This is a genomic window from Vibrio penaeicida, assembly GCF_002933855.1.
In the GTDB taxonomy this organism is placed as follows: domain Bacteria; phylum Pseudomonadota; class Gammaproteobacteria; order Enterobacterales; family Vibrionaceae; genus Vibrio; species Vibrio penaeicida_A.
In genome coordinates this window covers 107,454-132,891 of record NZ_BFAQ01000012.1, presented here as the reverse complement: position 1 = coordinate 132,891, position 25,438 = coordinate 107,454, and the positions used below count along the sequence as shown (strand labels likewise).

The 25,438-nt window shown below is 44.4% G+C and carries 23 protein-coding genes; 9 read left to right on the top strand and 14 right to left on the bottom strand.

Annotated features, from left to right (window positions below; genetic code table 11):
• Window positions 1–65: 65 nt before the first annotated feature.
• Genes VPNCDNU1_RS06175 through VPNCDNU1_RS06155 form a run of 5 tightly spaced genes read left to right on the top strand, consistent with a single transcriptional unit; the run spans window position 66 to window position 4,471 of the window.
• Window positions 66–1,037, top strand: a complete 972-nt coding sequence (locus VPNCDNU1_RS06175; RefSeq protein WP_104399556.1) for a sugar ABC transporter substrate-binding protein — start codon at window positions 66–68, stop codon at window positions 1,035–1,037.
• Between the two features lie 43 nt (window positions 1,038–1,080).
• Entirely contained in the window at window positions 1,081–2,061 is a 981-nt protein-coding gene (locus VPNCDNU1_RS06170; protein WP_104399555.1) for an ABC transporter permease, read from the top strand.
• A 1-nt stretch (window position 2,062) separates the two neighbouring features.
• Complete coding sequence (locus VPNCDNU1_RS06165; RefSeq protein ID WP_104399554.1) at window positions 2,063–2,794, top strand: ATP-binding cassette domain-containing protein; 732 nt, start codon at window positions 2,063–2,065, stop codon at window positions 2,792–2,794.
• Window positions 2,795–2,846: 52 nt separating this feature from the next.
• The gene (locus VPNCDNU1_RS06160) at window positions 2,847–3,584 is read left to right on the top strand and encodes an SDR family oxidoreductase (RefSeq protein ID WP_104399553.1); all 738 of its coding nucleotides are present in this window, start codon (window positions 2,847–2,849) and stop codon (window positions 3,582–3,584) included.
• Window positions 3,585–3,592: 8 nt separating this feature from the next.
• Entirely contained in the window at window positions 3,593–4,471 is an 879-nt protein-coding gene (locus tag VPNCDNU1_RS06155) for an aldose 1-epimerase (protein ID WP_167404734.1), read from the top strand.
• 37 nt (window positions 4,472–4,508) lie between these two features.
• On the opposite strand, the gene kduD is transcribed toward VPNCDNU1_RS06155, so the two are convergent.
• The 3 genes from kduD to VPNCDNU1_RS06140 form a co-directional block, all read right to left on the bottom strand.
• On the bottom strand, window positions 4,509–5,270 hold the full coding sequence (gene kduD, locus VPNCDNU1_RS06150; RefSeq protein WP_104399551.1) for a 2-dehydro-3-deoxy-D-gluconate 5-dehydrogenase KduD: 762 nt from the start codon (window positions 5,268–5,270) through the stop codon (window positions 4,509–4,511).
• A gap of 199 nt (window positions 5,271–5,469) precedes the next feature.
• A complete protein-coding gene (galT, locus tag VPNCDNU1_RS06145; protein WP_104399646.1) occupies window positions 5,470–6,510 on the bottom strand; it encodes a galactose-1-phosphate uridylyltransferase in 1,041 nt (346 codons plus the stop codon).
• A gap of 21 nt (window positions 6,511–6,531) precedes the next feature.
• The gene (locus tag VPNCDNU1_RS06140; protein ID WP_104399550.1) at window positions 6,532–8,196 is read right to left on the bottom strand and encodes a SulP family inorganic anion transporter; all 1,665 of its coding nucleotides are present in this window, start codon (window positions 8,194–8,196) and stop codon (window positions 6,532–6,534) included.
• Window positions 8,197–8,505: 309 nt separating this feature from the next.
• Between VPNCDNU1_RS06140 and kduI the strand changes: the two genes are divergently transcribed.
• On the top strand, window positions 8,506–9,342 hold the full coding sequence (gene kduI, locus VPNCDNU1_RS06135; protein WP_104399549.1) for a 5-dehydro-4-deoxy-D-glucuronate isomerase: 837 nt from the start codon (window positions 8,506–8,508) through the stop codon (window positions 9,340–9,342).
• A 160-nt stretch (window positions 9,343–9,502) separates the two neighbouring features.
• On the opposite strand, the gene VPNCDNU1_RS06130 is transcribed toward kduI, so the two are convergent.
• A complete protein-coding gene (locus tag VPNCDNU1_RS06130) occupies window positions 9,503–10,132 on the bottom strand; it encodes a LysE family translocator (protein WP_104399548.1) in 630 nt (209 codons plus the stop codon).
• Between the two features lie 120 nt (window positions 10,133–10,252).
• On the bottom strand, window positions 10,253–11,068 hold the full coding sequence (locus VPNCDNU1_RS06125; RefSeq protein ID WP_104399547.1) for a TauD/TfdA dioxygenase family protein: 816 nt from the start codon (window positions 11,066–11,068) through the stop codon (window positions 10,253–10,255).
• A 178-nt stretch (window positions 11,069–11,246) separates the two neighbouring features.
• On the opposite strand from VPNCDNU1_RS06125, the gene VPNCDNU1_RS06120 reads away from it, so the two are divergent.
• On the top strand, window positions 11,247–11,849 hold the full coding sequence (locus VPNCDNU1_RS06120; protein WP_104399546.1) for a class I SAM-dependent methyltransferase: 603 nt from the start codon (window positions 11,247–11,249) through the stop codon (window positions 11,847–11,849).
• Here the strand turns inward: VPNCDNU1_RS06120 and VPNCDNU1_RS06115 are convergent.
• The 5 genes from VPNCDNU1_RS06115 to VPNCDNU1_RS06095 all read right to left on the bottom strand — a co-directional run bounded on the left by VPNCDNU1_RS06115 (window position 11,844) and on the right by VPNCDNU1_RS06095 (window position 17,717).
• The gene (locus tag VPNCDNU1_RS06115) at window positions 11,844–12,725 is read right to left on the bottom strand and encodes a sensor domain-containing diguanylate cyclase (RefSeq protein WP_104399545.1); all 882 of its coding nucleotides are present in this window, start codon (window positions 12,723–12,725) and stop codon (window positions 11,844–11,846) included. The genes VPNCDNU1_RS06120 and VPNCDNU1_RS06115 overlap by 6 nt on opposite strands.
• A gap of 184 nt (window positions 12,726–12,909) precedes the next feature.
• Window positions 12,910–14,136, bottom strand: a complete 1,227-nt coding sequence (locus VPNCDNU1_RS06110; protein WP_104399544.1) for a quaternary amine ABC transporter ATP-binding protein — start codon at window positions 14,134–14,136, stop codon at window positions 12,910–12,912.
• Window positions 14,129–15,028: an ABC transporter permease gene (locus VPNCDNU1_RS06105; protein ID WP_101109912.1), complete on the bottom strand. Its 900-nt coding sequence runs from the start codon at window positions 15,026–15,028 to the stop codon at window positions 14,129–14,131. Before VPNCDNU1_RS06105 ends, VPNCDNU1_RS06110 begins: the two co-directional genes overlap by 8 nt.
• Before the next feature lie 192 nt (window positions 15,029–15,220).
• Window positions 15,221–16,213, bottom strand: coding sequence for an ABC transporter substrate-binding protein (locus tag VPNCDNU1_RS06100; RefSeq protein ID WP_101109913.1), 993 nt, complete (start codon window positions 16,211–16,213; stop codon window positions 15,221–15,223).
• Window positions 16,214–16,514: 301 nt separating this feature from the next.
• Window positions 16,515–17,717 (bottom strand): MFS transporter, encoded by a 1,203-nt coding sequence (locus VPNCDNU1_RS06095; protein ID WP_104399543.1) that lies wholly within the window; start codon window positions 17,715–17,717, stop codon window positions 16,515–16,517.
• A gap of 110 nt (window positions 17,718–17,827) precedes the next feature.
• Between VPNCDNU1_RS06095 and VPNCDNU1_RS06090 the strand changes: the two genes are divergently transcribed.
• Together VPNCDNU1_RS06090 and VPNCDNU1_RS06085 are read left to right on the top strand one after the other, a co-directional pair.
• A complete protein-coding gene (locus tag VPNCDNU1_RS06090; protein WP_104399542.1) occupies window positions 17,828–18,781 on the top strand; it encodes an endonuclease/exonuclease/phosphatase family protein in 954 nt (317 codons plus the stop codon).
• Window positions 18,782–18,870: 89 nt separating this feature from the next.
• Window positions 18,871–19,374, top strand: coding sequence for a GNAT family N-acetyltransferase (locus VPNCDNU1_RS06085; protein ID WP_104399541.1), 504 nt, complete (start codon window positions 18,871–18,873; stop codon window positions 19,372–19,374).
• A gap of 87 nt (window positions 19,375–19,461) precedes the next feature.
• Here the strand turns inward: VPNCDNU1_RS06085 and VPNCDNU1_RS06080 are convergent, their stop codons facing one another.
• From VPNCDNU1_RS06080 to VPNCDNU1_RS06065, 4 genes are all read right to left on the bottom strand, one after another.
• Entirely contained in the window at window positions 19,462–20,355 is an 894-nt protein-coding gene (locus tag VPNCDNU1_RS06080) for a patatin-like phospholipase family protein (RefSeq protein WP_104399540.1), read from the bottom strand.
• A 99-nt stretch (window positions 20,356–20,454) separates the two neighbouring features.
• A complete protein-coding gene (locus tag VPNCDNU1_RS06075) occupies window positions 20,455–21,222 on the bottom strand; it encodes a 4'-phosphopantetheinyl transferase family protein (protein WP_104399539.1) in 768 nt (255 codons plus the stop codon).
• A 6-nt stretch (window positions 21,223–21,228) separates the two neighbouring features.
• Window positions 21,229–22,041 (bottom strand): ABC transporter ATP-binding protein, encoded by an 813-nt coding sequence (locus VPNCDNU1_RS06070; protein WP_104399538.1) that lies wholly within the window; start codon window positions 22,039–22,041, stop codon window positions 21,229–21,231.
• Window positions 22,042–22,155: 114 nt separating this feature from the next.
• Window positions 22,156–25,368, bottom strand: a complete 3,213-nt coding sequence (locus VPNCDNU1_RS06065; RefSeq protein ID WP_104399537.1) for a condensation domain-containing protein — start codon at window positions 25,366–25,368, stop codon at window positions 22,156–22,158.
• Window positions 25,369–25,438: the final 70 nt, after the last annotated feature.

Here is a 25,438-nt window from a genome sequence, read left to right as displayed (position 1 = left end):
ACTTAAGGTCGGTTGATCTAAAGGTAACCCAACGTTTCCCAATGAACGTCAACTAGGAGGACACAATGAGGAAACTAACAACACTGATTGCGTTAAGCGCGGTACTACTCGCAAGTGCTGCATGGTCAAAGCCATTGGACATTGTGTTTACTCACCATTCCTCGGCGTCTAACCCATTCTGGCAAGCCGTCAAAAAAGGATTTGATGATGCCTGCGGCAAGATTGATGCGAAATGCCAAATGATTTTCACCCAAACCGAAGGGGCAATTGATCAGCAAGCGGGCAACATGATTGCAGCATTAGCCGCGAAGCCGGATGTTCTCATCACCTCTATCGTGGATAACAACGCGTTTGATGAAATCATCGCTCGAGCTCGCGCTAATGGCACCATCGTCATGGCAGCGAACGTGGACGATTTGGAAGGTGCGAGTGGTAACGCAAGGCAAGCCTTTATTGGTCAAGGTTTTGCCCCAGCAGGTTACTCACTAGCGAAGAAAATGGCGGAGTTTTTCCCTGAAAAAGGGCCTATTCACGCCGTTGTTGGTATATCTGCTCCGGGTCAGAATTGGTCGGAGCAACGTGGGGCTGGCGTACTTAACTTCCTAAACGAATTCAAAGAGGCTAACCCGTCTCGTAAGGTCAACATTGTTCGGTTAGACACAGGCACAGACGGCGCGGTGGTGGCGGAACGCGTAGGTGCATACATCAATGCTAATCCAGATACGACCGTCTACTTCGACACTGGGCTATGGCATGCGTACGTTGCTCAAGCACTTGCCGATAAAGGTGTTCCCCCAGGCAAAGTTCTAATGGGTGGCTTTGATATTGTGGCAGAAGTGCTTCAACAGATGAAAGCAGGATATATCCAAGTACAGGTCGACCAACAACCTTACATGCAAGGATTCATGCCAGTGATGCAAGCTTACCTTGCGAAAAACTTCGGCTTGTCACCGACCGACATCGATACCGGACAAGGCTTGGTTGTGAAAGAAGATGTTGAAAAGCTATGGGACTTGGCCCGTAAAGGGTTGCGTTAACAGTACGCCAGAGTACTGCTCATAAACCTAACCGGATATCACAATGAAAAGATTGATAAAGCTCTGTATGGAAAAACCTGAGCTCGTTGGGATCGTATTTCTCATACTGCTTGGTATCGTGTTCGAAGTTCGATCAAATGGTGCCTTTCTCAATACCGAAAACCTCAGAGGCATATTGGGATTACTGCCAGAAATGGGGTTGGTCGCCATAGGGGTTACCTTGCTAATGATCAGCGGAGAGTTTGACCTCTCCGTGGGCTCTACATTTGCGTTTGCGCCGATGTTTATGGCGGTATTGTTAGAGCAAGGTTGGTCGTTCAGCTTGGCTTTTCCACTCGGATTGGTGATGGCAATGGTGATTGGGCTGATCAACGGCTTGCTAACCATTCGCTTCGATATCCCTAGCTTTATTGCCACATTGGGTATGCTGTTTGTGGTTCGCTCCCTGACTATTGTGATTTCCGGTGGTTTTCCTCCCTTATTACCTTTGGGCGTTCTGCCTAAATGGCTATTTACCGATTATGTTGGTCCCTTCGATTTCTTTAGGATGTCGGTATTTTGGTTCGTTGCTATCGCGATATTGGTATCCGTACTGCTGTCTCGAACCAATCTAGGGAATTGGATTCGCGCTACTGGCGGTTTTCTTCCTGCGGCGCAATCCATGGGGATTCCTACAGCTAAAGTGAAAATCGCCTGTTTTGTATTATGTTCACTGCTTGCCGGATTTGCTGGCTGCATACAAGTCATGCGGCTTGGAGCCCCTTTGCCCTCCATCGGTGAAGGCATGGAATTGCAAGCCGTGGCCGCTGCAGTGATTGGCGGAACCGCACTTACGGGTGGCATTGGGACAATTTTGGGCGGAATAGTCGGAGCCGTGTTGATTCGGGTGATTGATAACGGCTTAGTGCTCAGCCGAGTCGATGCCAACTGGTTCAAAATGGCGATTGGCTTGCTCACCATTATTGCTGTTGTACTCAACGCTTGGTTACGAAAGCGCGCTAAATCAATGAAGGTGGAGTTATAACATGCAGCCCGTCATTTTAGAGTGCAAAAACCTCCATAAATGGTATTCCGGTGTCCACGCTTTACGTGGTGTGAGCTTGGATATCTTTTCCAATGAAGCCGTCGGCTTGGTCGGCGACAACGGGGCAGGAAAATCGACGTTGATCAACATCTTATCGGGCACTCAAGTGCCTGATGAAGGCGAATTGTATATGGATCAGCGCCCTCTTGCGCTTCGAAAACCCAAAGATGCGATGGATAAAGGTATAGAAACCATCTACCAATACAACTCCATGGTGCCCACCATGAGCATCGCTAGAAACATATTCATAGGGCGGGAACCGCTTAAGTTCGCCGTTGGGCGCTTTGGTATTCTCGATCAGGAGAAAATGCGCACCGAAAGCGTGAAAGCCATTGCCGATGTCGATTTGCATTTGAGGTCACCCGATGCCTTGGTTGGAGAGTTATCCGGTGGGCAAAGGCAAGGCGTCGCAATTGCCAGAGCCATGCATTTTAAGTCCAAAGTGATGATTCTGGACGAACCCACCAATCACCTTTCGGTAAAAGAAACCAATAAGGTTATCGACTTTGTCTCTGGGCTCAAACACCAATCCATCACCAGTATTTTCATCAGCCATAACATGCATCACGTGTTTGCCTGTTGCGACCGAATTGTCGCCATGGCACGTGGGGAAATCGTGCTGGATAAACGAGTGGAAGACACCAATATAGACGAAGTTCAGTCGGTGCTATAACCCAGCTTTCTTGGGTCTGTTGCCTAGCTAAGACTGATAGTAAGGAGGAAACATGATTTCATTACAAGGAAAACGCGTTTTACTGACAGGCGCTTTAGGAACACTTGGGCAAGCTCAGGTCAAGCAGCTCACAGAATTAGGGGCTCATGTATTGGCTCTCGATTTACCAGAACTTGTCGATGCCCACCCTTTAGAAAATCCAGATGTAACACTCATCCCCTGCGACTTAAGCCAACTGCAGGAATCCCAGCAAATCGTATCTAGTTACATAGCCAAGCAATGTGGCGTCGATATCCTAATCAACAATGCGGCTTTGATCATCAACCGTCCGTTTGAAGAATTTTCTCTGGAAGAATATGAAAGCCAAATTCGAGTTAATTCATCCGCAGTTTTTGCTTTGCTCTCCTGCGTAGTCCCTCATATGAAGTCCAACCGTTGGGGAAGAATCATCAATTTCACGTCCATTACCTTGAACGGACAGGTTGAAGGCTATGTGCCTTATGTTGCATCAAAAGGCGCGTTGTTAGGTTTAACCAAATCCCTTGCTCGTGAGTTAGGGGAATTCGGCATTACCGTTAACGCCATCGCCCCTGGGGCAATCGTTTCAGAAGCGGAAGCTCGGGTATTTGGGCACAAAGCTCAAGAATACAGCGACTGGGTATTAGACAGACAATGTTTAAAAGTTCGCATCCATCCTGAATCTGTCGCACATTTGGTCGCTTTTTTGTGTTCCGACTGCGCTAGTATGGTGACGGGGCAAAATATTGGCATAGATGGTGGATGGTCTTAATGGAGCACTTGGAAAACGAATTTCTGAAATTAGGCTTTTTAGCAAACCAAGGCGCAGCGATTACTCAGGCGTTTGTTAAAGTGAACGACAAGTGGGTTCCCTTTCTTTATTCCAATCAACCACAAAGTGGAAAAATTAACCCCACGGGAATGTATGTACTTGCGCCTTTCTCAAATCGAATTTCGACGGGTGGTTTTAGCTACGATGGTGTTCGCCACAGCATGAAACGAAATGTTGATGCCGAGGCATTCCCTATTCATGGTAACGCGTGGCAATCTCAGTGGAACATAAAAGATCAGTCTGATTCACATATTACTTATCAATTGCTTGAGGCGTTATGTTCACCTTTTCGGTATAACGCAGAACTTGAATACACGTTGGGAGGCAATACGCTTCATTGCAAACTGACCGTGACCAACACCAGTGATACTACGTTACCCTTCGGGTTGGGTTTTCACCCTTGGTTCTACCGCCATAAAAACACGCAAGTTCAATTTGATTCTCAAGGCGTGTGGCTAGAAGACCACCAACACCTCCCCACAACACTTCTTTGTGTGTTTGATAATCCGAGTTGGAACTTCGCTTCCCCAAGGAGCTTACCCAATGATTGGATCAATAACGCCTACTTCAAATGGGCAGGGACGGCATCAATTACTCAGCCTGAAGACAACCTCACCATTCACGTAAAAGGAACAGAATTGCTGTCCTACTTGATTATCTATTCTCCAGACAGTGAAGCTGAGTTTTTCTGTTTAGAACCCGTGAGTCACCCTGTTGATGCGTTCAATCTTCCTCAAAAGCCGGGTCTGGTCAGCCTCGCCAAAGGGGAAAAAATGAGCGCCGTGATGAGCATTCAATGCATTGCGGACGAAAGCCAGAGCGCCTAGGTTCTTTTGAACGTAAGTGCTCTGGCTAATATCTTCTTTATCGCGCTAGCCAGCCACCATCGACTGCAAGCGTATAACCGTTTACGTAGTCAGAAGCCTGTGACGCAAGAAACACAGCGGGTCCTGCTAAGTCTTTTGGAAGCCCCCAGCGTTGGGCTGGAATGCGTTCCAAGATTTCTTGGTTTCTATCTTGGTCTGCGCGCAATGCCGCCGTGTTGTTGGTTGCCATGTAACCCGGTGCAATCGCGTTAACGTTAATACCTTGAGATGCCCATTCATTCGCCAGAAGCTTGGTCACCCCCATTACCGCACTTTTTGAAGCCGTGTAAGAAGGAACACGAATCCCCCCTTGGAAAGAAAGCATAGACGCAATGTTGATAATCTTACCTCCCTCTCCCTGCGTTATAAATTGTTTGGCAACGGCTTGCGACATAAAGAAAACGCTCTTGATGTTCAGGTTCATCACGTCATCCCAATCAGCTTCAGTGAAATCTATCGCGTCATTTCGACGAATAATACCGGCGTTGTTCACCAGTACATCAATCCGACCTGCCATACTAATGGCTTTATCCACAACTTGCGTAATTACGCCGCTGTTACTTAGATCGGCAATAATTGAATAGAATTTTTGCCCTGTCGCTTCGACCAATGCTGGAGTATTCTCGGGATCGGAATAATTAACGCCAACAATATCGCAGCCTGCTTGAGCCAGTGCAACTGCCATACCTTGTCCTAAACCTGTATTACAGCCAGTGACTAGGGCAACTTTTCCTTTCAGGTTAAAGGTATCTAACACCATGTTCTTCTTCCTATTTTTATAGTTATCCGATTCTCATGCATTCATAAAAACAAATGAATTTGGAAGATTTCATATTGAAACGACGTTTCATTCGAGTTTTTAGGCAAAAAAATATAAATAACGGATATGTGATTAAATTATTAACGTTTCTCTATCAAATACATTAGAGATCGTAGGTTCGACGCTAAGCAGTCTCCGTTCAGGATAAGTAATGCGTCGCGCTTACCGCTCTCAATTTCTCTGCCGCTTGTTCCGGCGTTAAGTCTCGCTGGCTTTCTGCCATCATTTCGTACCCCACCATGAATTTTCTTACCGATGCACTTCGCAACAGCGGAGGGTAAAAGAGCGCGTGAACTTGCCAGTGTTCAGGGTTTTCGGATTGTTCTGGCGCGCCGTGCCACCCCATAGAATATGGGAACGAACACTGGAACAAATTGTCGTATCGGCTGGTTAACTCTTTTATCGCGACTGCTAAATCTTCTTTTTGTTCTCCAGAAATAGCCGTCAGACAATGGGTTATCGCTTTCGGCAACAACATGGTTTCGAATGGCCAACCTGCCCAGTAAGGCACCAGACCTACCCAATGCTCGGTTTCAACGACAATGCGTTCCTTTGAAATCAGTTCGCGCTGAACATAATCGTGAAGCATCACGGATCCATACTGAATGAAATACTCGCGCTGTGATCGATCTTTTTTCGCTACATGAGTAGGAATGAAACTGTTCGCCCAAACTTGACCATGCGGGTGTGGCTGAGAGCACCCCATAGTGGCACCTTTGTTCTCAAAAACTTGTACCCAAGCGTAGGTTTTACCTAGCTCTCTAAGCTGCTCGTTCCACGTATCAATGATCTTTTCAATCGCTGTTACTGAAAGTTCAGGCAGCGTTTTGCTGTGGTCTGGCGAGAAACAAATCACTCGGCTCTCGCCCGTCGCGCTTTGTAATTTAAACAGTGGATCGCTTGACGTGTCGGCAAAAGGAACATCTTGTGTTAACGCAGCGAAATCGTTTTTAAATACAAACGTTCCTGCGTAATCTGGATTCTTGTCACCACTTATCCGCACGTTAGTCGGACAAAGAAAACACTCAGCCTCATAACTGGGTAGCCTTTCCTGCCCTTGTTCTTCCTGCTGACCTTGCCATGGGCGTTTAGCGCGATGGGGTGAAACCAACACCCACTCTTGCGTTAGCGGGTTAAATCGTCGGTGCGGATGCTCGGTAGCATCAAATTCGGAGAACATTTCGTTCATTACTGCTTCCATTTAAATGTGAACCTGCGTATTTCGATGAGACTGGTCAATAATCGAAGAGAATTCAGACGTTAATCGGGTCAGACTTGGGTAAAACTGCCGTTCGTTGAACACCTTATCCCCTTTAAGTAGGTGCTCCCGCGGTGCATTTTTAAAGCGACAAAAGAAGACTTGTTTCCCTGAGGATTGAGAAAATTCCGCGAGCATCCTAACGCCTAGGTGGTCAATAAAATTAATCCCTCGCCCTAAGATGATCACGTTAGGTACGGTAATACTTTGCAGTTCGCTATGGAGATGCTGAACGCTGCCAAAAAATATGGAACCGTTGATGCGAACAACCTGCACCAAACCCGAGATTTCTCTATCTATGGCTAGATCTTCATTATCCAGATAGTCCACAACAGGTCGTGATGTTCGGCGTAAGTAGAAAAATAACGATGCTCCAACGCCAACATAAATGGACAGTTCCAAGTGCATTGTCATCGCAGCAATACAAGTAAGCAGCAGAACAACCGCTTCTTTTTTGTCGTGGCGGATGATGTCGGCTATATGGGGAACATCAATGAGGTTGAACGCTACAACCAATAGAATGCCTGCCATACCTGCAATAGGAATATAAGCAGCGTATTGAGCAAAAAAGACCATAATGACCGCTAGGAAGAGGCCCGCAAAAACGGCGGCCAGTGGCGTTTTCGCTCCGCTACTGAAGTTAACCCCACTTCTGGTAAACGAACCCGACGACACGTAACAGGAGAAAAATGATCCTGCAATATTGGATAGCCCCTGCCCAATGAATTCTTGATTGCTGTCTATGTGCTGTTTGGATTTCAGTGCAACCGAGCGAGCAATGGATATGGCTTCTACCAACCCCAGCAGCGCAACTGCCACAATGCCGCTCAGCATAGATTCGAAGGGTACATTACTTAAATTTGGGACAGAAAATACTGGTAGCCCAGATGACACCTCACCCACCAGCTGAATTTCGAACCCCGCGTTGTTCATGCTATACGCCAACCCCATGGAGACGAGTATAGCGATAAGCATATGCGGGAGCTTTGACCACAGCTCCTTCAAAACCACGCACGTTAAAATGGTAACAAAACCAATAAGCAAAGATGCTAAATGAAAATCAGAGGCGTGCTGAAAGCCAAGCGAGAGATTTTCAATCGCAGTTGTGCCAGACGCATAGTTCAGCCCAAGTAGATGTTTGATTTGGCTGGCGCTGATGACCACAGCCGCACCGGCGGTAAAGCCTAGTACAACCGAATGTGAGACAAAGTTCACCACTGCCCCAAAACGAAGTAACCCAAACGCCAGCTGAAGGATGCCAGCACACAGTGTGAGCGTGATAGCCAACTGGATATATAGCGCACTACCAGGTGCAGCAAACTGACTAATGGTGGTGAATACAATGACAGAAAGCGCAGCAGTAGGACCTGAGATTAGATGTTGAGATGATCCAAATAACGCGGCAATAATGGCTGGAATAATCGCAGTATAAAGCCCATATTCAGGTGGAAGCCCAGCGATCATGGCGTAAGCGACGCCCTGTGGCAGCACGATGATGGCACCCGTTAAACCAGCCCAAAAGTCCGCTCTAAGTGTAGAGAGTGTGACTCCCTTCGCCCATTTTATAAACGGGCAACACTTCTGAATTAACCAAGCCAAACTGTTCATTTTCGCTCTCGCTACTTCATTTTCATTCTGGCAGAACTTGCCCAAAAAAATTCATACAATGCCTTTTTTCGTTATGGGGGTTTTCCATTCAGAGCTTAGGCTGCTTTTCGCTCATTATACGAAGAAAAACCATACCAACAACATTTTTAAAAAGCTGTTTCATTTATTTTTACTAGACAAGTTAAATTATGTGACGGTGATTATAAAATAGCGTTTCAAAAATTTATTCACAGATAGGTCAGTGATAAGGTGGCATTCTTCTAGGGAGGTATTGCCTTCCTTTCAATTGAAACAAGAGAGAAGTAGAGAATGGAAGTACGTCAAGCTATTCACAGTGAACACGCGAAAACACTAGGAACACAGCAGTTGCGTGACGAGTTTTTGGTTGAAAACATCTTCGTAGCGGATCAATTGACGATGACCTACAGCCACATCGACAGAATTATTTTTGGCGGTGTTCAACCTGTCGGTCAAGAGGTAGCACTCGATCCGGCTTTAGGTGAGCAAATCGGTGTGGACTACTTTCTTCAGCGTAGAGAGTTGGGCTTAATCAACGTAGGTGGTGATGGCGTGATTGTTGTTGATGGTGAAAGCTACACTATTAACCACCAAGAAGCGTTGTACATTGGGCAAGGCGCAAAAGAAGTCACCTTTTCTAGTACAGATGCTGCGAACCCAGCCAAGTTTTACTACAACTGCGCACCAGCACACACGCATTACCCAAACAAAAAAGTCACGCTAGAAGAAGCGGCTCCAGTAACGCTAGGTGACGCTGCAACCAGTAACAAACGTACCATTTACAAGTACATTGTGCCGGATGTTCTGCCAACGTGTCAGCTACTCATGGGTTTAACAAAACTTGAAGAGAACAGTTTGTGGAATACGATGCCGTGCCATACTCACGACCGTCGTATGGAAGTGTATTTCTATTTCAACATGGATAAAGACGCGGCTGTTTTCCACTTTATGGGTGAGCCACAAGAAACACGTCACATGCTGGTTCATAATGAGCAAGCGGTAATTTCACCGAGTTGGTCAATCCATTCTGGCGTCGGCACACAGGCTTATACGTTCATCTGGGGCATGGTTGGAGAAAATCAAACGTTCACCGATATGGACCACATCGCTGTAGAAGATATTAGATAAGCATTTTTCCTGTTGCTGCCCATTTTCGTCCCCTCAAAAAATGGGTAGCCTTAGCTGTAAGTTGTAACGTGTTATATCTTGCCTTTGCCGATGAATTCATCGGCATTTTTTGTTTTTAATTCACCCTATTTTCTCAGGCTAACCCTATGCCTAAGTCATATCAAAGAAGCTGACCAAGCATCCATATGCCAAGCAAGACAAAAACACCGCCCATGACTTTATGTTGATAGAGTCTGAATTTCTTACTAGCAATTAAAGATTTTCCAAGCGTACCAGCCAGCCCAACCAGAACAAGGTTAAAAGAGAGCCCAAGTACATTAAGAAGAAATCCGAGTGCCATCATTTGCTCACCAGAACTGGCTTCTATTTTTCCCGATACAAACTGAGGCAAAAACAGTACAAAAAACATCAAAGCTTTCGGGTTTAACAAGTTACTGAGGAGAGCGCGTTGGTAAAAGGTAGTCGCCATTTTACTACGATCATCCAAGTCTGGTGTCTCGGACACATTCGACTTTACGCAGTCCCAACCCATCTTAAGCAGATAAATCCCGCCAATTAGGTTAAGCGCCGATAGTGACAACGGGTTCATCGCAATAAGAGCCGATACCCCCATTGCCGCTAAAAGCGTTAGAATCAAGCCAGAAGTTGCATTTCCTAAACTGGCAAAAAGCCCAACTTTCCGACCATAGCTCATACTTGAGGTCGCTATAAGCAACATGTCAGGACCAGGGATCAAAAGTAAGGCGAGAACCGCTGTTAAATACACCGGAAGTATGGATAAATCAATCATGAATCAGCTAGCAATTGACAAGGGAGCCGAATGTTATATTAAAACAAGATCAATTATCCATACTTTAGGTTGTCAATTGTGTTTATATTGGTTTATTTGATTGCAAAGCACTCAATAAGGTTAAGTCACCGTCACTCGGTGTAACTTTCTCGGCGTATCACCATAATCAATCACAGCATAATGCTGAGTAATTCGGTTGTCCCAAATCGCCATTGCGTTATTGCTCCATTTAAATCGCACCTGAAACTCAGGTTGTCTTGCGACTGAAAACAATTCATTTAGGAGCGCTTGGCTTTCACTGCGGTCGAGTTCATTTATAGAGCGTGTAAACTGCTCATTAATGTAGAGAGTCTCTTTACCTGTTTCAGGGTGGGTTACGACAACTGGGTGAATGACAGGTGGATTCTCTTCTGAGGTTTTCACCACATCTTTATGCCAATCCAATTCAACAAGATCAGGATCAATATCTTCAAAAGCTACCAAGGAATGCGTCGCTGTAAACGATTTCAACTTTTGCCTTAGATCCAAGCTCAATGATTCATATACCGAGCTCATGGAACACCAAATGGTATCACCACCACATTGTGGAAGATGCTGGGCATGCAGCAAAGAACACTTAGACGGGCGCTTTCTCCATGTAAGATCGGTATGCCAAAGGCTCTCGAAAGGTGCATTGCCTTTCGTTGTTTCTATCACGCTCACTTGGTGGTGGCTTGCAACGTTTGGGAAGAATGGATGGACAGGCTCTAACTCTCCAAAACGTGATGCCAAATTCAAATGCTGCTCTGGTGATAACGTTTGGTTTTCTAGAAAGACAACTTGATGCTGCAAGAATGCTTGATATAGCATTTCAAATTCGTCATCACTGCATTGAGACAGTGTTAAGCCATGAATTCTGGCGCCAATGTGTGGTGTTAGAGGCTCTATTTCAATCATTTGACGATTCGTTTCCTTAAATTTCCTTGTTGCCGTACAGGTTAAAAACAGCTATACCCTAAGAATATCGGAGTGTTAGCATACCCCTAACCTACACTAGCTCCATTGGCTCGCGTAGATTGGCTGAGTACTGCAACCCTGTTTACACATTTCACATACAATACTAGACCGGACAAACGTGAATTTTCTTGAACGCTTAAATGTTTATTTTTATCACTCAGATCGAGAAAAGCAATGGCATCACGATCCTGCAAGGATTTTGGGTTGGAGTAGCGAACAATCGCAATTTACGCGGTTTACAGTATTTGAACGCGAATTGGACTTTCAAAACAAGTCTGTTCTAGACTTGGGATGTGGTTATGGCGACCTTGCCCATTTTCTGAACGTAAAGCAACGCTTAAAGCACTATACTGGCGTCGACTTTCATAAAAGCTTTATTAAGCAGGCTAAATTAGAAGCAAGTAACACCATGCACTTCCAGCATGGTAATTTTTCCCAAATGAAGCTGCCAAAGCACGATATCGCCATTGCTTCAGGCTCACTCAACTACCAAAGCAGCGACAAACATTATCTTCAAAAAGCCATATATGCCGGATATAAAGCCAGCAACGAGGCGTTTGGATTCAATCTGCTAAACAGTGAATACTTTCGAGAAGATCGGCTACTCAAAGCCCATAATCTGAGCGATGTTATTTCAATATGTCGTCAACTAACCGATGAGGTACAAGTGATTGACGATTACATGGAAGAAGATTTCACCATTATTCTAAGAAAATCATGACGCGCAGCGAACACAATCTCCATAAATGATCTTGCCTTTACCTTGCTTTTTCGCTTGATAAAGCAGCACATCAGCACGTGCCAAGGCATCTCTTGGGGAGTTATCTTTTGCATCAAAACAAACGCATCCCCCTGAAAAACTGATCGGACTTGGGAGGTTTAGCGTTTCTTTCTGCAATTGTTCAAATGCGGTGTATAACCTTTGCATCACACCCTCTACGCTTGCAACACCGGTTGCTTTCAGCACAAGACAAAATTCATCGCCTCCATGACGAAAAGCAATGTCTTTCGATCGCAATGTTTCATCTATTGCTTTGGCTAAAAGCCACAGTAGCTTGTCACCCGTTTGATGCCCAAAATTATCGTTAATCTCTTTAAATCCATCTAAATCGAACAAAACAATACAAGACGACTTTTTAGACTGTAGAAAGCGATCAAACAAGCTTTGGCTCATTTCATCCAGCATCCTTCGGTTATGTAGCCCCGTTAAGGAATCTACATACGCGATTTGATCTAACTCTAAAAGTTTGCTGACATCGGAAAATACCCAAATTCTTCCTTGCCCCATATTGTCGTCTTCATAGGGTTGGCTGCGACGCATAAACGTTCTGCCATTTTTGAATTTTAGGAAGTCCTGTGAATCTTCAAGTGAATCATAAAGCCGGTTAACTTCAGAAATAAACGCGCTGGGATCTTCGAGTTGGCCAATAACAAAGTCCAACATTTGATCGTCATCTTTGGTTTGGATAATCTGATCCGGAATACCCCACATTTGTGCAAATCGGGCATTCGAATAAATGACAGCTCGTGTACTGTCTGTGATCAAGACACCATCCGGAAGGGTGTTTAAGGCTGTTTTGTAAATATTTGAATACATCCTCGCCCTCGTCTATATAAGCTTTCCATAATAAACTTATCAATACAAATATAGACCGGAATTTGGAACAATTACGTTCGCCAAAGAATTTTTTTGCATTTTTGAGATACGAAAAAAAGCCGACACAAATGCGTCGGCTTAATCTTAAAACGTTAGAACATTAAAAATGTACCTGAACGAACAGTTAGAGGTTCACAGCTAACTTGCGTTCTTGTAACCCATTTTCTTCAGACGCTTCTGAAAAAATATCGGCAACTGCGCTTCGCTCTAATTCTCCCTTCAGATTGCCTTCATCATCAACAACTGGCAGTGAATAATCACAACACATCGTTTCTGGAAGTACTTCTTCGATAATGGCATCTGGAGATATAGAAGGCACCGATTCGTAGATTTCTTCACAAATGTCGGTTCTGTCCTTCATAGCAGCAGCGTCTTTCAAACCTTCTTGGGTTAGTAAACCTTGATAGCCTTCATCCGTTACGTGGTAAGCATATTCATTCTTAAGCTGTTTCATTTGAATGAGTGCTTCTTCGATCGTTTTGGCAGAAACACGATAAGCCGGCGGCTGCATCACGGTTTCCACGGTTAGCGCACGAGCACGGTTAACGTCTTTTACGAAGGCTTCAACGTATTCATCTGCTGGGTGCAGAAGAATTTCCTCTGGCGCACCTTCTTGCACGAGCACGCCATCCTTTAGAATAGCGATACGATCGCCAAGGCGAAGTGCCTCATCCAAATCATGAGTAATGAAGATGATGGTTTTGTGCAATTTTTCTTGTAATTCAATAAGCTGATCTTGCATTTCACTACGAATCAACGGATCGAGTGCAGAGAAAGCCTCATCCATCAGCAAGATTTCAGCATCGGTACATAACGCGCGAGCCAAACCAACACGCTGCTGCTGACCACCAGAAAGCTGGGCAGGATACTGCTTTTCGTACCCTTTTAAGCCAACGGTTTCTAGCCATTCAGTGGCTTTATCGATACGTTGTGCTTTATCAACTTTCTGTACTTCCAAACCGTAAGCGACGTTATCAACAACGGTTCTGTGGGGCAATAAACCAAAACGCTGGAAAACCATCGACATTTTATGCCTACGGAAGTCTTCTAATTCTTTGGTATCTAAGCTCATCACATCGATGCCTTCTACCATGATCTTCCCTTGTGTAGGGTCAATCAGTCGGTTGAAGTGACGAATAAGTGTGGATTTACCCGACCCAGATAACCCCATAATGACGAATATCTCGCCTTTGTTGATCTTAAGGTTGATGTCTCTTAAACCAACGGTGTGACCGGTTTCCGCTAAGATGTCGTCTTTTGAATCACCATTTTCAACTCGCTTAACCACAGACATTGGGTTAGAGCCAAAAACTTTCGACAAATCGCTGATTTCGATGAGTGGCTTAGTCATGCTTAAGCCCTCCTAGGTGTGCTTGGGTACGTTTTGCATAAGCTTGTGAAGATCGGTCAAACAGAATGGCCAAGGCAACGATGGCAAAGCCGTTCAGAAGCCCTAAAGTGAAGTACTGGTTGGTAATCGACTTAAGAACAGGTTGACCCAATCCTTTAACCCCTATCATCGAAGCGATAACCACCATTGAAAGTGCCATCATGATGGTTTGGTTAATACCGGCCATAATTGTTGGCATCGCTAGCGGAAGCTGAACTCCCCATAAACGTTGAGAGCGGTTCGCACCAAAGGCTGTAGCCGCTTCCAACACTTCGCTATCCACAAGACGGATACCGAGATTGGTTAGCCTAATAACGGGTGGTATCGCGTAAATAATTACGGCAATAAGACCCGGGATTTTACCAATACCCAAAAGCATAACGACAGGAATGAGATAAACGAATGCAGGCATCGTCTGCATAACATCAAGAAGTGGTGTAACGACCGATTGCACCTTGTTAGAGCGTGCCATAGCAATACCTATCGGTATACCTATTATAATCGCGAGCGCCGTACAGACGGTGATAATACTGAGTGTTCGCATGGTGTTTTCCCACATGCCGAAATACCCAATAAGCAAGAGCGAAACGGCGCACCCTATCGTTAACTTCCAGGAACGACTCGCGAGATAGACCAGCCCTGTGCACACTGCGAGTACAACAAACCATGGGGTCGAGATGAGGAGTTTTTCAAACCAGATTAGAAAAGAGAGAAGAGGGTCAAAAATAGCTTCAATCAAGTCACCGTATTCACGGGAAAACTCTTTGTAAGCCCCATCTAATGTTTTGCGAATCGTTCTAAGGTCAGCGCGATCCATTTCTGGGAAACTGGTTAACCAGCTACTGTCAGACATAATATTTCCTTTACCAACCGGGGCAGCTAGACGATTCTAGACTGCCCCGATGTACATCTTTTTACGGTCTGCATTGTCGAACAGACCTATATTGCTTAGGTTTCAGCAAACAATCTACCGAAACCAACATTGCCTTATGAAAGACAATCGAAGTTAAAAGCTAATCTAAATAACATTTCTGCTAAGATTTGCTTAAAGTGCTTTTTCCACTTTCGCGACAACTTCTTTAGATACCCAGCTATGCCAAATTTGTGGGTACTCTTCTAAGAAGTGCGTCATAGCTTCTTCACTATCAGCTTGGTTATCTTCCATCCAAGCCAGCAAACTGTTCATGTCTGCATTTGTGAAACCACGCTTAGTGAAATATTCATAAGCTGCTGGTGCACGTGACGCAAACTCTTCCGTTGTTACTGTGTGAACAGGAGAAGGTGGATACATGGTGACTTTAGGGTCGGCACACTCTTCAGACGTTGTGCAATTTACGAACTCATCCTTATCGACACCGCTACCAAAGTCCACTTTCACCATATCGTATTTGCCCAAAATAGCGGTTGGTGCCCAGTAGTAACCAAACCAACCTTCTTCACGCTCATACGCTTTTGCAATCGAACCAGAAAGACCCGCACCTGACCCTGGGTCAACGATGCTGAATTTCGCTTTATCTAGCCCCAGAGCGTTAAACAAGTGACCTGATGAAATTTGGCAGTTCCAACCTGCTGGACAGGTATAGAAGGCCGAGCTGTCTGGGTCTTCTGGGTGTTCAAATAATTTCGCGTGCTTTTTCACACCTTCGATTGTTGCCAATTCTGGGTATTTCTTTACTAAGTAAGATGGAACCCAAAACCCTTCTTCACCACCGTCTACGAGTGCTTTACCGGCATAACGCAAACGCCCTTCTTCTACCCCTTTATCCAGAGCTGTCTTTAGGCTGTTACTCCAAAGCTCTGGAGCGACATCTGGCTGACCTTTCTCGATCATGGATGTACCTGTTGGCATTGTGTCACCAGGCACGAGCTCAGCATCACATCCGTAACCATGCTCCAGAATGAAGCGGTCGATATTGGCGATAAGACTCGCAGAGTTCCAATTCATATCGGCAATAGCGACATCCCCACATTCTTCAGCGTAAGCTGTAGATGCAGCACTTAAAGACAATAACGCTAGCGCGGTCATTTTAAATTTCATTGAGTTTCCTTCCTCTCTTAACTAGATGCGTAAAATAACAATATTTAGAGTACTAAGCAAAAAAACAGATTAAACCACTATTCATTATGAAACTCAGCAAAAAAAACCTTAATAAATACGTATCTTCCGAATCAAATTCGCTTTTGCCAAGAAAATATTCATTAGAACTCGAAATATAATGTTAAGTATAGCCAATGATTTCAGGTATATACCCGCACATGAAATTTTATGCTCTGGATCAAAAAAACAGCCTCATTTGAGGCTGCTTTTTTGTTTCAAAATCTTATTACTAACAAACCAATCAAGAAAAGCTCTGCCCCCAACGCACTTCGTTACCTTCTTCCGGTGATTCTGGCACATTGAAAGAAAGAACAGCAGAAATCAGTGCCATACCGGCCCCCACTAAGAAAACACTACCTGGGGAAATTAACCACAAAAAGCCGAATGTTACTGGAATCACAACGGCGGCAATATGATTGATTGTGAATGCTACACCTGCCGTCGAAGCCATATCTGCAGGATCAGCAATTTTTTGAAAATAAGTCTTAATGGCTAAAGCAAATGCAAAGAACAAATGATCAACAACATAAAGAGCTGCAGCCCACTCCGCAGAATCGACAAAAGCATAACCGACGAAAACACAAATTAGCCCCGCATATTCAAACAAAAGTGCATTACGCTCGCCAAACTGACCGATTAGCCGACCTATTTTCTTTGCAAACAACCAATTGAATAGATAGTTAATCAAAAAGAGCAGCGTAATGTCTGCCGCACTATAGCCAAATTTTTCGACCATAAGAAAACCGGCAAAAACCACAAAGATCTGGCGACGAGCTCCGCTCATAAACGTTAAGGCGTAATAGAGCCAGTAACGCTTTCGAAGCACTAAAGATTTATTCTGTGGGGTACGCGATTCAAACTCAGGAAATGACATTGCAATAAAAATAACAATAGCGAGGGCGGAGCCACCAGCAAGCAAATATACCCACTTAAAATCCAATTCAATCAGCTCTAGCACAACCCACAAGCCGCCATAGGTACACAGAGCAGCCAAAGAACCGATGGAAATGAGTTTGCCAAGAAACTCTGGCGCTTCGTCTTTTGTTAACCATTGAAGTGATAAGGATTGTTTTAACGTTTCGAAGTAATGGAAGCCAATCGACATCAGTAACGTAGTACAAAGTAAACCCGCTACAGATGGAAAAAAGCCGGTAATGGCTGTGCCCACCGCTAACATGACCAAAGATAAAATAATGAAACGTTGCTCACGTAGGAATAACAGAACAAAGACGGCAGTAAACGCGAGAAATCCGGGAATTTCACGCACACTTTGTAGCAAACCAATATCGGAGCCGTCGAAGTTTGCCTTCTCAATAACAAAGTTATTCAGCAGTGCCTGCCAGCTCGAGAAAGCAATAGGCACCACTATAGAGATGAGTATCAGAAAGTTATGTGGCGTCTTCCATGTGGTTGGTTTTCCGCTAAGCGGGTTAGAATTTTCCATATACAGCCTAGATTAGATGTGGTTAGGTTCTGTTGTTCCTAATTGTTAGATTTAGTTTAACCTTAGGTTATAAGTCATGTCACTTTTAAAAATAGGTCCTTTAACTGCTCATGAATCATGCGTTCAAAATCGCTACATTTAATTTATTCAACTTCATCGAGCCGCCTAACGCGTTTTACGAATTCGATAACATTTACACCGACTCAGAGTGGAAGAAAAAGTGTATTTGGACCGCAAACCAACTTCTGGCTATTCAAGCTGACCTCGTTGGCTTTCAAGAAATTTTCAGTTCACAACCACTGGAAAAAATCTGTCACTCGTCCGGTCTAATGAACTTCACGACAGTGGATCAACCTCATGTTGAAAGTGATTATGTACATTTCAAGCCAGTGACTGGGCTGGCGTCAAGGCACCCTATCGTACAAAGCAAAGGCTTGACGATAGATAAGCAAACACGACATGCCTTGGGTTTACCCGCAACATTCAACTATTCTCGAATGCCACTTCACGCTGTGATAAAAACACCAACGCTTGGAACGATAGATGTAGTTGTGGTTCATTTGAAATCTCAGCGCCCGATGGACGTAGAAAACCCAGAAAACCATTACTCTCGTTACTCAGATGAATTTATTGGATCATTAAAATCCAGCCAACAGCGAAACGAAGAAGCCATGGCTTTGCGCCACCAGTTGAGACAAATAAAATCAGAGTATGACCGCCCTATGATTTTAATGGGTGATATGAATCAGAACCTGACCAGCCCTTCAATACAATGCTTGGTTGAGCCGCTACTAAAAGAACATACTCAGGTAGAAAAAAATAAGCTCTACCTTTCTGATAGTTGGCAGCTATCTTCACCAACATCTATCAGAACACCGTCACATTATTATGGTGACCAAGGAAATACTCTTGATTATATTCTGCTATCTCAGGAGTTCACCTCTTGTTTAATCCAGCATAAAACTCTCGATAAGCATCTTGTCCAACCAAATTATGATGAAGATTCGATGAGCAGCGATCATGGCATTGTTGTTGCTTCAATTTCTAACAAAATTAATCATTGATTTTACTTAACTTTTTTCGTTATTTTGAAGGTTCACCCATAAAACAAAACACTAAAAAATGAACTGACAAGCGTAAAAAGGAGAGCAGTATGGACATTAATATCCGACCGACAGAATTAAAAGACGTAGACGCATTGTGCGAGATTTACACACAGCCGAAAGCGCACAGAGAAACCCTACAGCTCCCTTTACCTTCACCTCAAATGTGGCATAAACGACTTAGTAATATTCCGGAACATGTATACACCTATGTGGCGGAAGTTGATGGAAAAGTCGTTGGCAATATTGGCTTCGAGCACATGCAGCGACCTCGATTAAAGCACGTGGGTCGATTCGGGCTAGGTATTCATGATGATTATCATGGCATGGGTGTTGGCAGTAAATTGCTTGAAACCGTTATTCATCTAGCCGACAAATGGCTGAACCTAAGACGAATCGAGTTGGATGTAAACTGCGATAACGAGGCTGCGTTGGCTTTGTATCGAAAATTTGGTTTCAAAGTGGAGGGTGAAGCGGTCGATGGTGCGTTTCGAGAAGGCGAATTTGTCAATGTTCTTCACATGGCTCGAATCAATCCAAACCACAAAAATTAGACCGAGCTTAACTCTGAACACTAAAAGCGGCAAACGCCGCTTTTTTCAATCAACCGCTTTTATGATAGATCGTATTTATACTCTATCTTACACACAGAAATGACAGTCCTCTTCTGTCAGCCCATAAGTACCCGATAATCTTTCCATATGGGTTCTCCCAGCATCAATACCTTTCTCATACCCAGACAGTAGCGCGCTTTGCTTCATGGTAAATCGCCCCACTTTGAATTGCTCATCAGGTGCGATGACCCTAACAACGCAACCTTTAGGGGGATTTCGAATAAAATCTAGGGACTCATTATAGTTTTGAGCGCGTTGCTTCATCGCTTCAGCCATATTGGGATAACGTTTCAGAAGCTGATCCATCAATCGAGGGAATTTCATTTCAGGCATGGTGTAAGACAAGGGGTGTGACAAAATTACCGTAATATCACGCGCTCCACGCCTATACGCTTCTCTAACAGGGATAGAATCCGCAACACCACCATCGGTATAACATCCTCCGGAAAAGCACGGCGTTGTTCGATAGGCAATCGGCAGTGCAGAAGTCGCTTCCATAACATGCGCGATATTACTGGGTTTCACTCTGTAATAATCAGCGTTGCCTGTAATGGCATTGGTGACAGCAGCAAACATTGGAATGGAGGAAAATAACGTTTTTTCATTGATGGGGTATAGTGAATTCGCTTGCTCCCACAGCCACTTAACATCCACCAAATCGCCTCCTCGAACGAATCGAGTCGGATTGAAAAATCGCTTCTGCGTAGCCAATTCCACAATCACTCTTTGGCTGCGCTTTGGGTATTTAGAAAGATACCCAATAAGGTTGGATGCTCCAGCTGAGACGCCGATGGCAAAATCATACGGCTGAAAATTATCGATAAGAAAAGCATCCAAAACGCCACTTGCAAATATGCCGCGCATCGCGCCGCCTTCAACAATAAGGGCTCGATTACCTGATATGTTTTTTTGTGCCGTCATACCTAAGTACCTTCTAGGATCTGTTGATTGCAAATGACTTGCAAAATAGGAACATCAACAGAATAACGCTGGAAGGAATAGGTATAAATTCGGTAGTTTCTATCGAATCAATCGATGTTTTCTATGATCACATACGAGGGTATAAACTTTACTGCCTTCAAAATGGAAATACACACGCAATTCTAATGCTTGCCCAAATTCGGCTTCGCCTTGTGCGCACAACTTAAAGTGTGCTTCCCTTCTGACCATATCAATATCGATAAGTATAGAGTCGGTAAACTCTAGGTAAGTCTTCACATAAGGGTAAATGGCTTTAAAAACGCTCTCTTTTGCCGAGAATACCAATGTTGCGAATGCCTGACGTGACAACTTTGTCGCGGGCAACAGATCAAGCTCTATGGGGCTAACAAACATTGGCATAAGTGAACCCACTTGAGTTTCTTCAATCAGGTTTTCCACATCTAACCCCAGCATGCTCACTTCACTCGTTAAACCTACCGTCGCTAGCGCCATATCATCTGTATGTGAAATACTTCCTATCCAGCCTTTTGGCCAAATGGGGGCTCGGTGTTCCCCAATGGGTAATTCGGCACAATTGCAGCCCACACTTTGAAGTGCTTCTCGCGCAACGGTTCTTCCTGCTACAAACTCCGCTTTTCGTTTTGGTACGGCGCGCGCCATTTCTTTGGGTAACACAATGTTCAGTGCTTGAGGAGCAAGATCTGTGTACGCTTTTACATCAAACCGACGTTGCCAGATCTTTTGTGGGCCAAGCTTTTGTGAACCCAGCTCTTGTGAACCCAGCTCTTGCGGACTAAGCTTGTGTGGACCGAGTGTGCGAACTTCCAGTTCAGATAGAAAAGACATAACCCCTTACTTCCCAAGGGGCACAATCAGTGGAGTATGACTTACTGGGTCATCAATAATAACGCTATCTAAACCAAATACTTGTTTTACTAACGCAGCATCTATCAAAGATTTGGGTTCACCCTGTGCAACGATTTCTCCACCAGTAAACGCAATCAAATGATCCGCATATCGGCAGGCTTGGTTCAAGTCATGCAGAACAGCAACAATCGTGTGGTTTTTCTCTCTGTTGAGGCTTCTGAATAACTCTAAAAGGTCGATCTGGTGCGCCACGTCTAGGAATGTGGTTGGTTCATCGAGTAATACGATGGGCGTTTTCTGTGCCAAGACCATGGCAATCCAAACACGTTGTTTCTGACCACCTGAAAGCTCATCCACTTGCCTTTCTGCTAATTCGGTTACACTTGTATCTTCCATGGCTTGATAGACGGCTTCTTGATCGTCAGGGCTCCACTGCTTAAATAACTTTTGGTGTGGGTATCGACCACGTGCCACCAAATCCACCACTCGAATACCATCTGGCGCTTGTGAGCTTTGAGGCAGCAAACCTAATTCTCTAGCCAACTCTTTTGCCGGTACTTTCTGTATGTTTTTTCCATCTAGGCACACTTGCCCTTCTGAAGGTTTGAGCAATCGGCATAAGCTTCTAAGCAATGTCGATTTGCCGCATCCATTAGGTCCAACAATCACAGTAAATTTCCCATCTGGAATGCTGAGTTCCAGATCTTCGCAAATGACTCGATTTTCATAGGCGAGTTTGAGGTTCTCGCCTTTTAGCCGAGACAACGTATTTAATGGAGATGCAGTGGTTTGGATCATAACTTCCTGATTTAACGATATATAAACAACAAAGCAGCATTGAGAGTATATTCCCCTCAATGCTGCTCAAACGCAACGATTTGTTACTGTATCATTGCCAATGTACGACGAGCGTTACACCGTTTCCGATTCGATAACTCGTCCTTTGATGGCTTCAAGCGATTGGTCACCTTTTGCGGATTTCGCAAACTCAGCAAACAGAGCGCTTAATGTGTCACACAAAAGTTTCACCTGTGCTTGACTGTAGTTCTCTTTGAGATAACTCATCATCACACGCAGAACTTGCTCGTCGTTCACCGTTTCTTCTAAAACTTCAAACTGCAGACCTAAACCTGATTCACTTCTATCTGAGTCAACTTGCTGGAAGTTCACTTTGTCACCATTAGACAATTCGAAGGCTCCGCTGAATTTACTCTTGGCATGGAGCTGAATGAAGACTTCAAACATGTGACCATCTACGTCGGGTTCACCGCCAACTAAACCCTCTTCAATAAGATCGATTGGCATGTCTGCGTACGGCATGGAGTCGTTGATTGTGTTTTTCACTTGGGCGACCAATTCGGCGACGGTCTTAGCCTCACCAAAGTTAACCAAGTGGGCAACGACCGTGGTGAAATAGCCAATCGTGTCGTAGTATTCAACATCGTGTCGACCAGAAGCAGATGTACCCACAATAAGTTTATCTGGTGCACCTAGCACATTCAGAGCAGCTGCAATAGATGCATAAACCACATTGAACAAAGATGCACTTTGCGCTTTAGCAAGAGCATATAGACCATCTCTCACATCGTCTTCTATCTCAACAATAATCCAGCCGCCTTTCGGTCCCGCTTCTATAACATTACTTGATAGTGGATGATCTTTAGGGAAGATAGGTGTGGACCAAGGTACATCTTTAAGATTGTTTAACCAGTAGTCTAGATGCTTTTGATGCGTTCCCGAACTCTTCTGCATACGTGCATATTCGTGCATTGGAAGGGCTTCGTGTCTCCAAGCTGGCGACTTTCCTTGTACACGCAGTTTATACGCGTAATTCAATTCATCCATCATCAAGTTCACTGACCACTCGTCTTGTACGATGTGGTGGAACAGGAAGGATAGGAATTGCTGCCCAGACTCTTTACAGCGGATAAAACGTACTCGCAGAGGCAACTCACTCTTTAAGTCAAAAGGATGAATGGCTTCTTGCTTTAGAAATTCATCTCTGTCTTCAATCTCACACTCACCAGAAGTCCAAAACCATTTGTAGTTATCAAGGCTACTCACATCAATCACTTGCTGACACGGTTTACCGTTATCCTCAAAGAAATGGCTTCGTAACCCTGCATGTCGAGTAATCAGATCCCTGCATGCTTCCCCAAACGCGACTTCGTCCAGCTCGTCCAGGAAACGTAATACAAACGGTAAGTTGAAAATGGTGTTTAACCCAAATTTAGCGTATTTCGGAATCGCCTTCCAAAGAGAGTTTTGAGCCAGTGACAATGGTGCGATGGACGAGCCAGCTTCACTTATCGCAGTCGTCTCTTCAGTTTGTGCCGAAACCTGTAAAGCGGCTTGCTCAGCCAATGAGCGAGCAGTCGGATTACTGAACAAATCGTTGATGCTGATTTCGATACCGTGGTGCGTCAACAGTCGACCTATAACACGAGTCGCGATAAGAGAATGTCCTCCGAAATCGAAGAAATCGTCTGTTGTTGTCATTGTTTCGGACGCTAGGGCTTCCTTAAACTCGGCTAAGATAAGATCCGCAACGGAGTCTAACGTAGATTCTGCTTCTTCAGCCTGGATACCCATCGATTCGACATGTTCCTGCTTCTTGGCACGTTTTGCCAACTCGGCAGCCGTTCTGTAGGTAAACAAGTCATCAATTCGTACTTCAATCCCATGATCTTTTAACAACCGACCGATGACTCTGGTTCCGATAAGAGAATGCCCGCCGAAATCAAAGAAGTCGTCATCTTTGGTCAAGTGTTCTAGATCTAATGCAGCGCGGAACTCAGCTAAAATCACATCCAAAATCGATTGAGTTTGTTCCTCAACTTGCACTGGCAACGTTTCCGAGACAATGGTCTGCGCCTGTATCACTGGCTTAGCGACTGGCTCTCCTCCAATGTAACCGATGAATTGCTCAAAAAAATACGCGCCAACATGTGGCGAAATGGTTGAACCTGTCACAAGTTCAAGAGACAACTCACCCTGTGGGTTAACACCAACACCTAAAGAAATTTCAAATTTTGGATGAAGTGGTGCCATTGGCAGTTTCTTCGCTTCAATTTCTTCAAGCGACAAATAGCTTGAAGGATCAACAAGCCAAGTTACCAATGCCGCTGAACCCGTAAACACCTCTTCTTCGCTGGAATTCTGTGCAGTTGTTAGGTGTGCAATAACATCGGTAATAGCCTTACCCAGATCTGTATTTGTATTGCCCAGGGTTAGATGAGTTAATCCCGACTCAATCATGGATCCATTCATCTCAAAGGCTTGCTGGCTAGTATCGGAGGGTACAAACACATCCAAGTTATCTAAGCCATTAGATTCTGTGACGTAACGAGCAAAAAGAACCGCAGTAGCAGAAAGAATTTCTACGTCATTCATTGTTCTTCCAAAACGTTTTTCATAGGTATTTCTTTGGATAGACGTTGAAAATTTCCGAGGTATTGCTGCATGAAGATAAGAAGAAATATCGTCATTGATTCCAGTCTGAACTAGGTCTATATCCTGTGCAGAGCGCTTAATCCAAGGCAAGTAAGATTCTGAAAGGTTGTTTAATTTCTGAAGAGGAGTGAAACCAATCACGTGCTCAGATCGGTCTTGGCTCTCTATCGCCGATAAACCATGGTTATAGAGCGAACTTAGAACTTCAAAAATCTCTTTCCAAGAAACTTCACCATTTAATATTTGATGCGAAATCACACCCAAAACCACTTCACTCTCTTCACAGATATAGACGATGAATTGGATTGGGGAATGTGTTTCTAGAGCGATAGGAGTTGATTGCTTGTTTTGAAGATGAGAAATCGCGTCCTGTATAGAATCCACGGCTTCAATGTTGATGGTTTGAGAAGCAGCATTGCCTTCTGATTTTAGTAATCCGGCATCTTCGTCAAACTGATAGCACACATTAAGAGACGGTACGAATTGAGGAAGCTTGCTTAATGAGGCAACTAGCCTACCAATATTGGTTTTTCCTGTGAGATGGTAAGCCGCTGAATACTGAGTTGTCCCATCTTCGCTTTGCTGATGGTGCATCCAAACTTGTTCTTCAAATTCCGTTACTGCGTTGCCGCGTCCACTTTTATCTTGCAAGTGGAGCTTATTACTTGTCATGTTCCTTTCTCCTAGTCTGAAAGAATTCAGAACTGTCCTTTTAGGGAGCCAAAGCCATTTTTTTACAAAA

Bases quoted from the DNA above. Each gene is read 5' to 3' on its own strand.
- kduI (WP_104399549.1), top strand. From the start codon at position 8,506: ATGGAAGTACGTCAAGCTATTCACAGTGAACACGCGAAAACACTAGGA.
- VPNCDNU1_RS06095 (WP_104399543.1), bottom strand. From the start codon at position 17,717: ATGGAAAATTCTAACCCGCTTAGCGGAAAACCAACCACATGGAAGACG.
- VPNCDNU1_RS06090 (WP_104399542.1), top strand. From the start codon at position 17,828: ATGAATCATGCGTTCAAAATCGCTACATTTAATTTATTCAACTTCATC.
- VPNCDNU1_RS06100 (WP_101109913.1), bottom strand. From the start codon at position 16,213: ATGAAATTTAAAATGACCGCGCTAGCGTTATTGTCTTTAAGTGCTGCA.
- VPNCDNU1_RS06105 (WP_101109912.1), bottom strand. From the start codon at position 15,028: ATGTCTGACAGTAGCTGGTTAACCAGTTTCCCAGAAATGGATCGCGCT.
- VPNCDNU1_RS06140 (WP_104399550.1), bottom strand. From the start codon at position 8,196: ATGAACAGTTTGGCTTGGTTAATTCAGAAGTGTTGCCCGTTTATAAAA.
- VPNCDNU1_RS06110 (WP_104399544.1), bottom strand. From the start codon at position 14,136: ATGACTAAGCCACTCATCGAAATCAGCGATTTGTCGAAAGTTTTTGGC.
- VPNCDNU1_RS06170 (WP_104399555.1), top strand. From the start codon at position 1,081: ATGAAAAGATTGATAAAGCTCTGTATGGAAAAACCTGAGCTCGTTGGG.
- VPNCDNU1_RS06130 (WP_104399548.1), bottom strand. From the start codon at position 10,132: ATGATTGATTTATCCATACTTCCGGTGTATTTAACAGCGGTTCTCGCC.
- kduD (WP_104399551.1), bottom strand. From the start codon at position 5,270: ATGGTGTTAGATACCTTTAACCTGAAAGGAAAAGTTGCCCTAGTCACT.
- VPNCDNU1_RS06175 (WP_104399556.1), top strand. From the start codon at position 66: ATGAGGAAACTAACAACACTGATTGCGTTAAGCGCGGTACTACTCGCA.
- VPNCDNU1_RS06080 (WP_104399540.1), bottom strand. From the start codon at position 20,355: ATGACGGCACAAAAAAACATATCAGGTAATCGAGCCCTTATTGTTGAA.
- VPNCDNU1_RS06115 (WP_104399545.1), bottom strand. From the start codon at position 12,725: ATGTATTCAAATATTTACAAAACAGCCTTAAACACCCTTCCGGATGGT.
- VPNCDNU1_RS06085 (WP_104399541.1), top strand. From the start codon at position 18,871: ATGGACATTAATATCCGACCGACAGAATTAAAAGACGTAGACGCATTG.
- VPNCDNU1_RS06160 (WP_104399553.1), top strand. From the start codon at position 2,847: ATGATTTCATTACAAGGAAAACGCGTTTTACTGACAGGCGCTTTAGGA.
- VPNCDNU1_RS06125 (WP_104399547.1), bottom strand. From the start codon at position 11,068: ATGATTGAAATAGAGCCTCTAACACCACACATTGGCGCCAGAATTCAT.
- VPNCDNU1_RS06165 (WP_104399554.1), top strand. From the start codon at position 2,063: ATGCAGCCCGTCATTTTAGAGTGCAAAAACCTCCATAAATGGTATTCC.
- VPNCDNU1_RS06065 (WP_104399537.1), bottom strand. From the start codon at position 25,368: ATGACAAGTAATAAGCTCCACTTGCAAGATAAAAGTGGACGCGGCAAC.
- VPNCDNU1_RS06075 (WP_104399539.1), bottom strand. From the start codon at position 21,222: ATGTCTTTTCTATCTGAACTGGAAGTTCGCACACTCGGTCCACACAAG.
- galT (WP_104399646.1), bottom strand. From the start codon at position 6,510: ATGTTCTCCGAATTTGATGCTACCGAGCATCCGCACCGACGATTTAAC.
- VPNCDNU1_RS06070 (WP_104399538.1), bottom strand. From the start codon at position 22,041: ATGATCCAAACCACTGCATCTCCATTAAATACGTTGTCTCGGCTAAAA.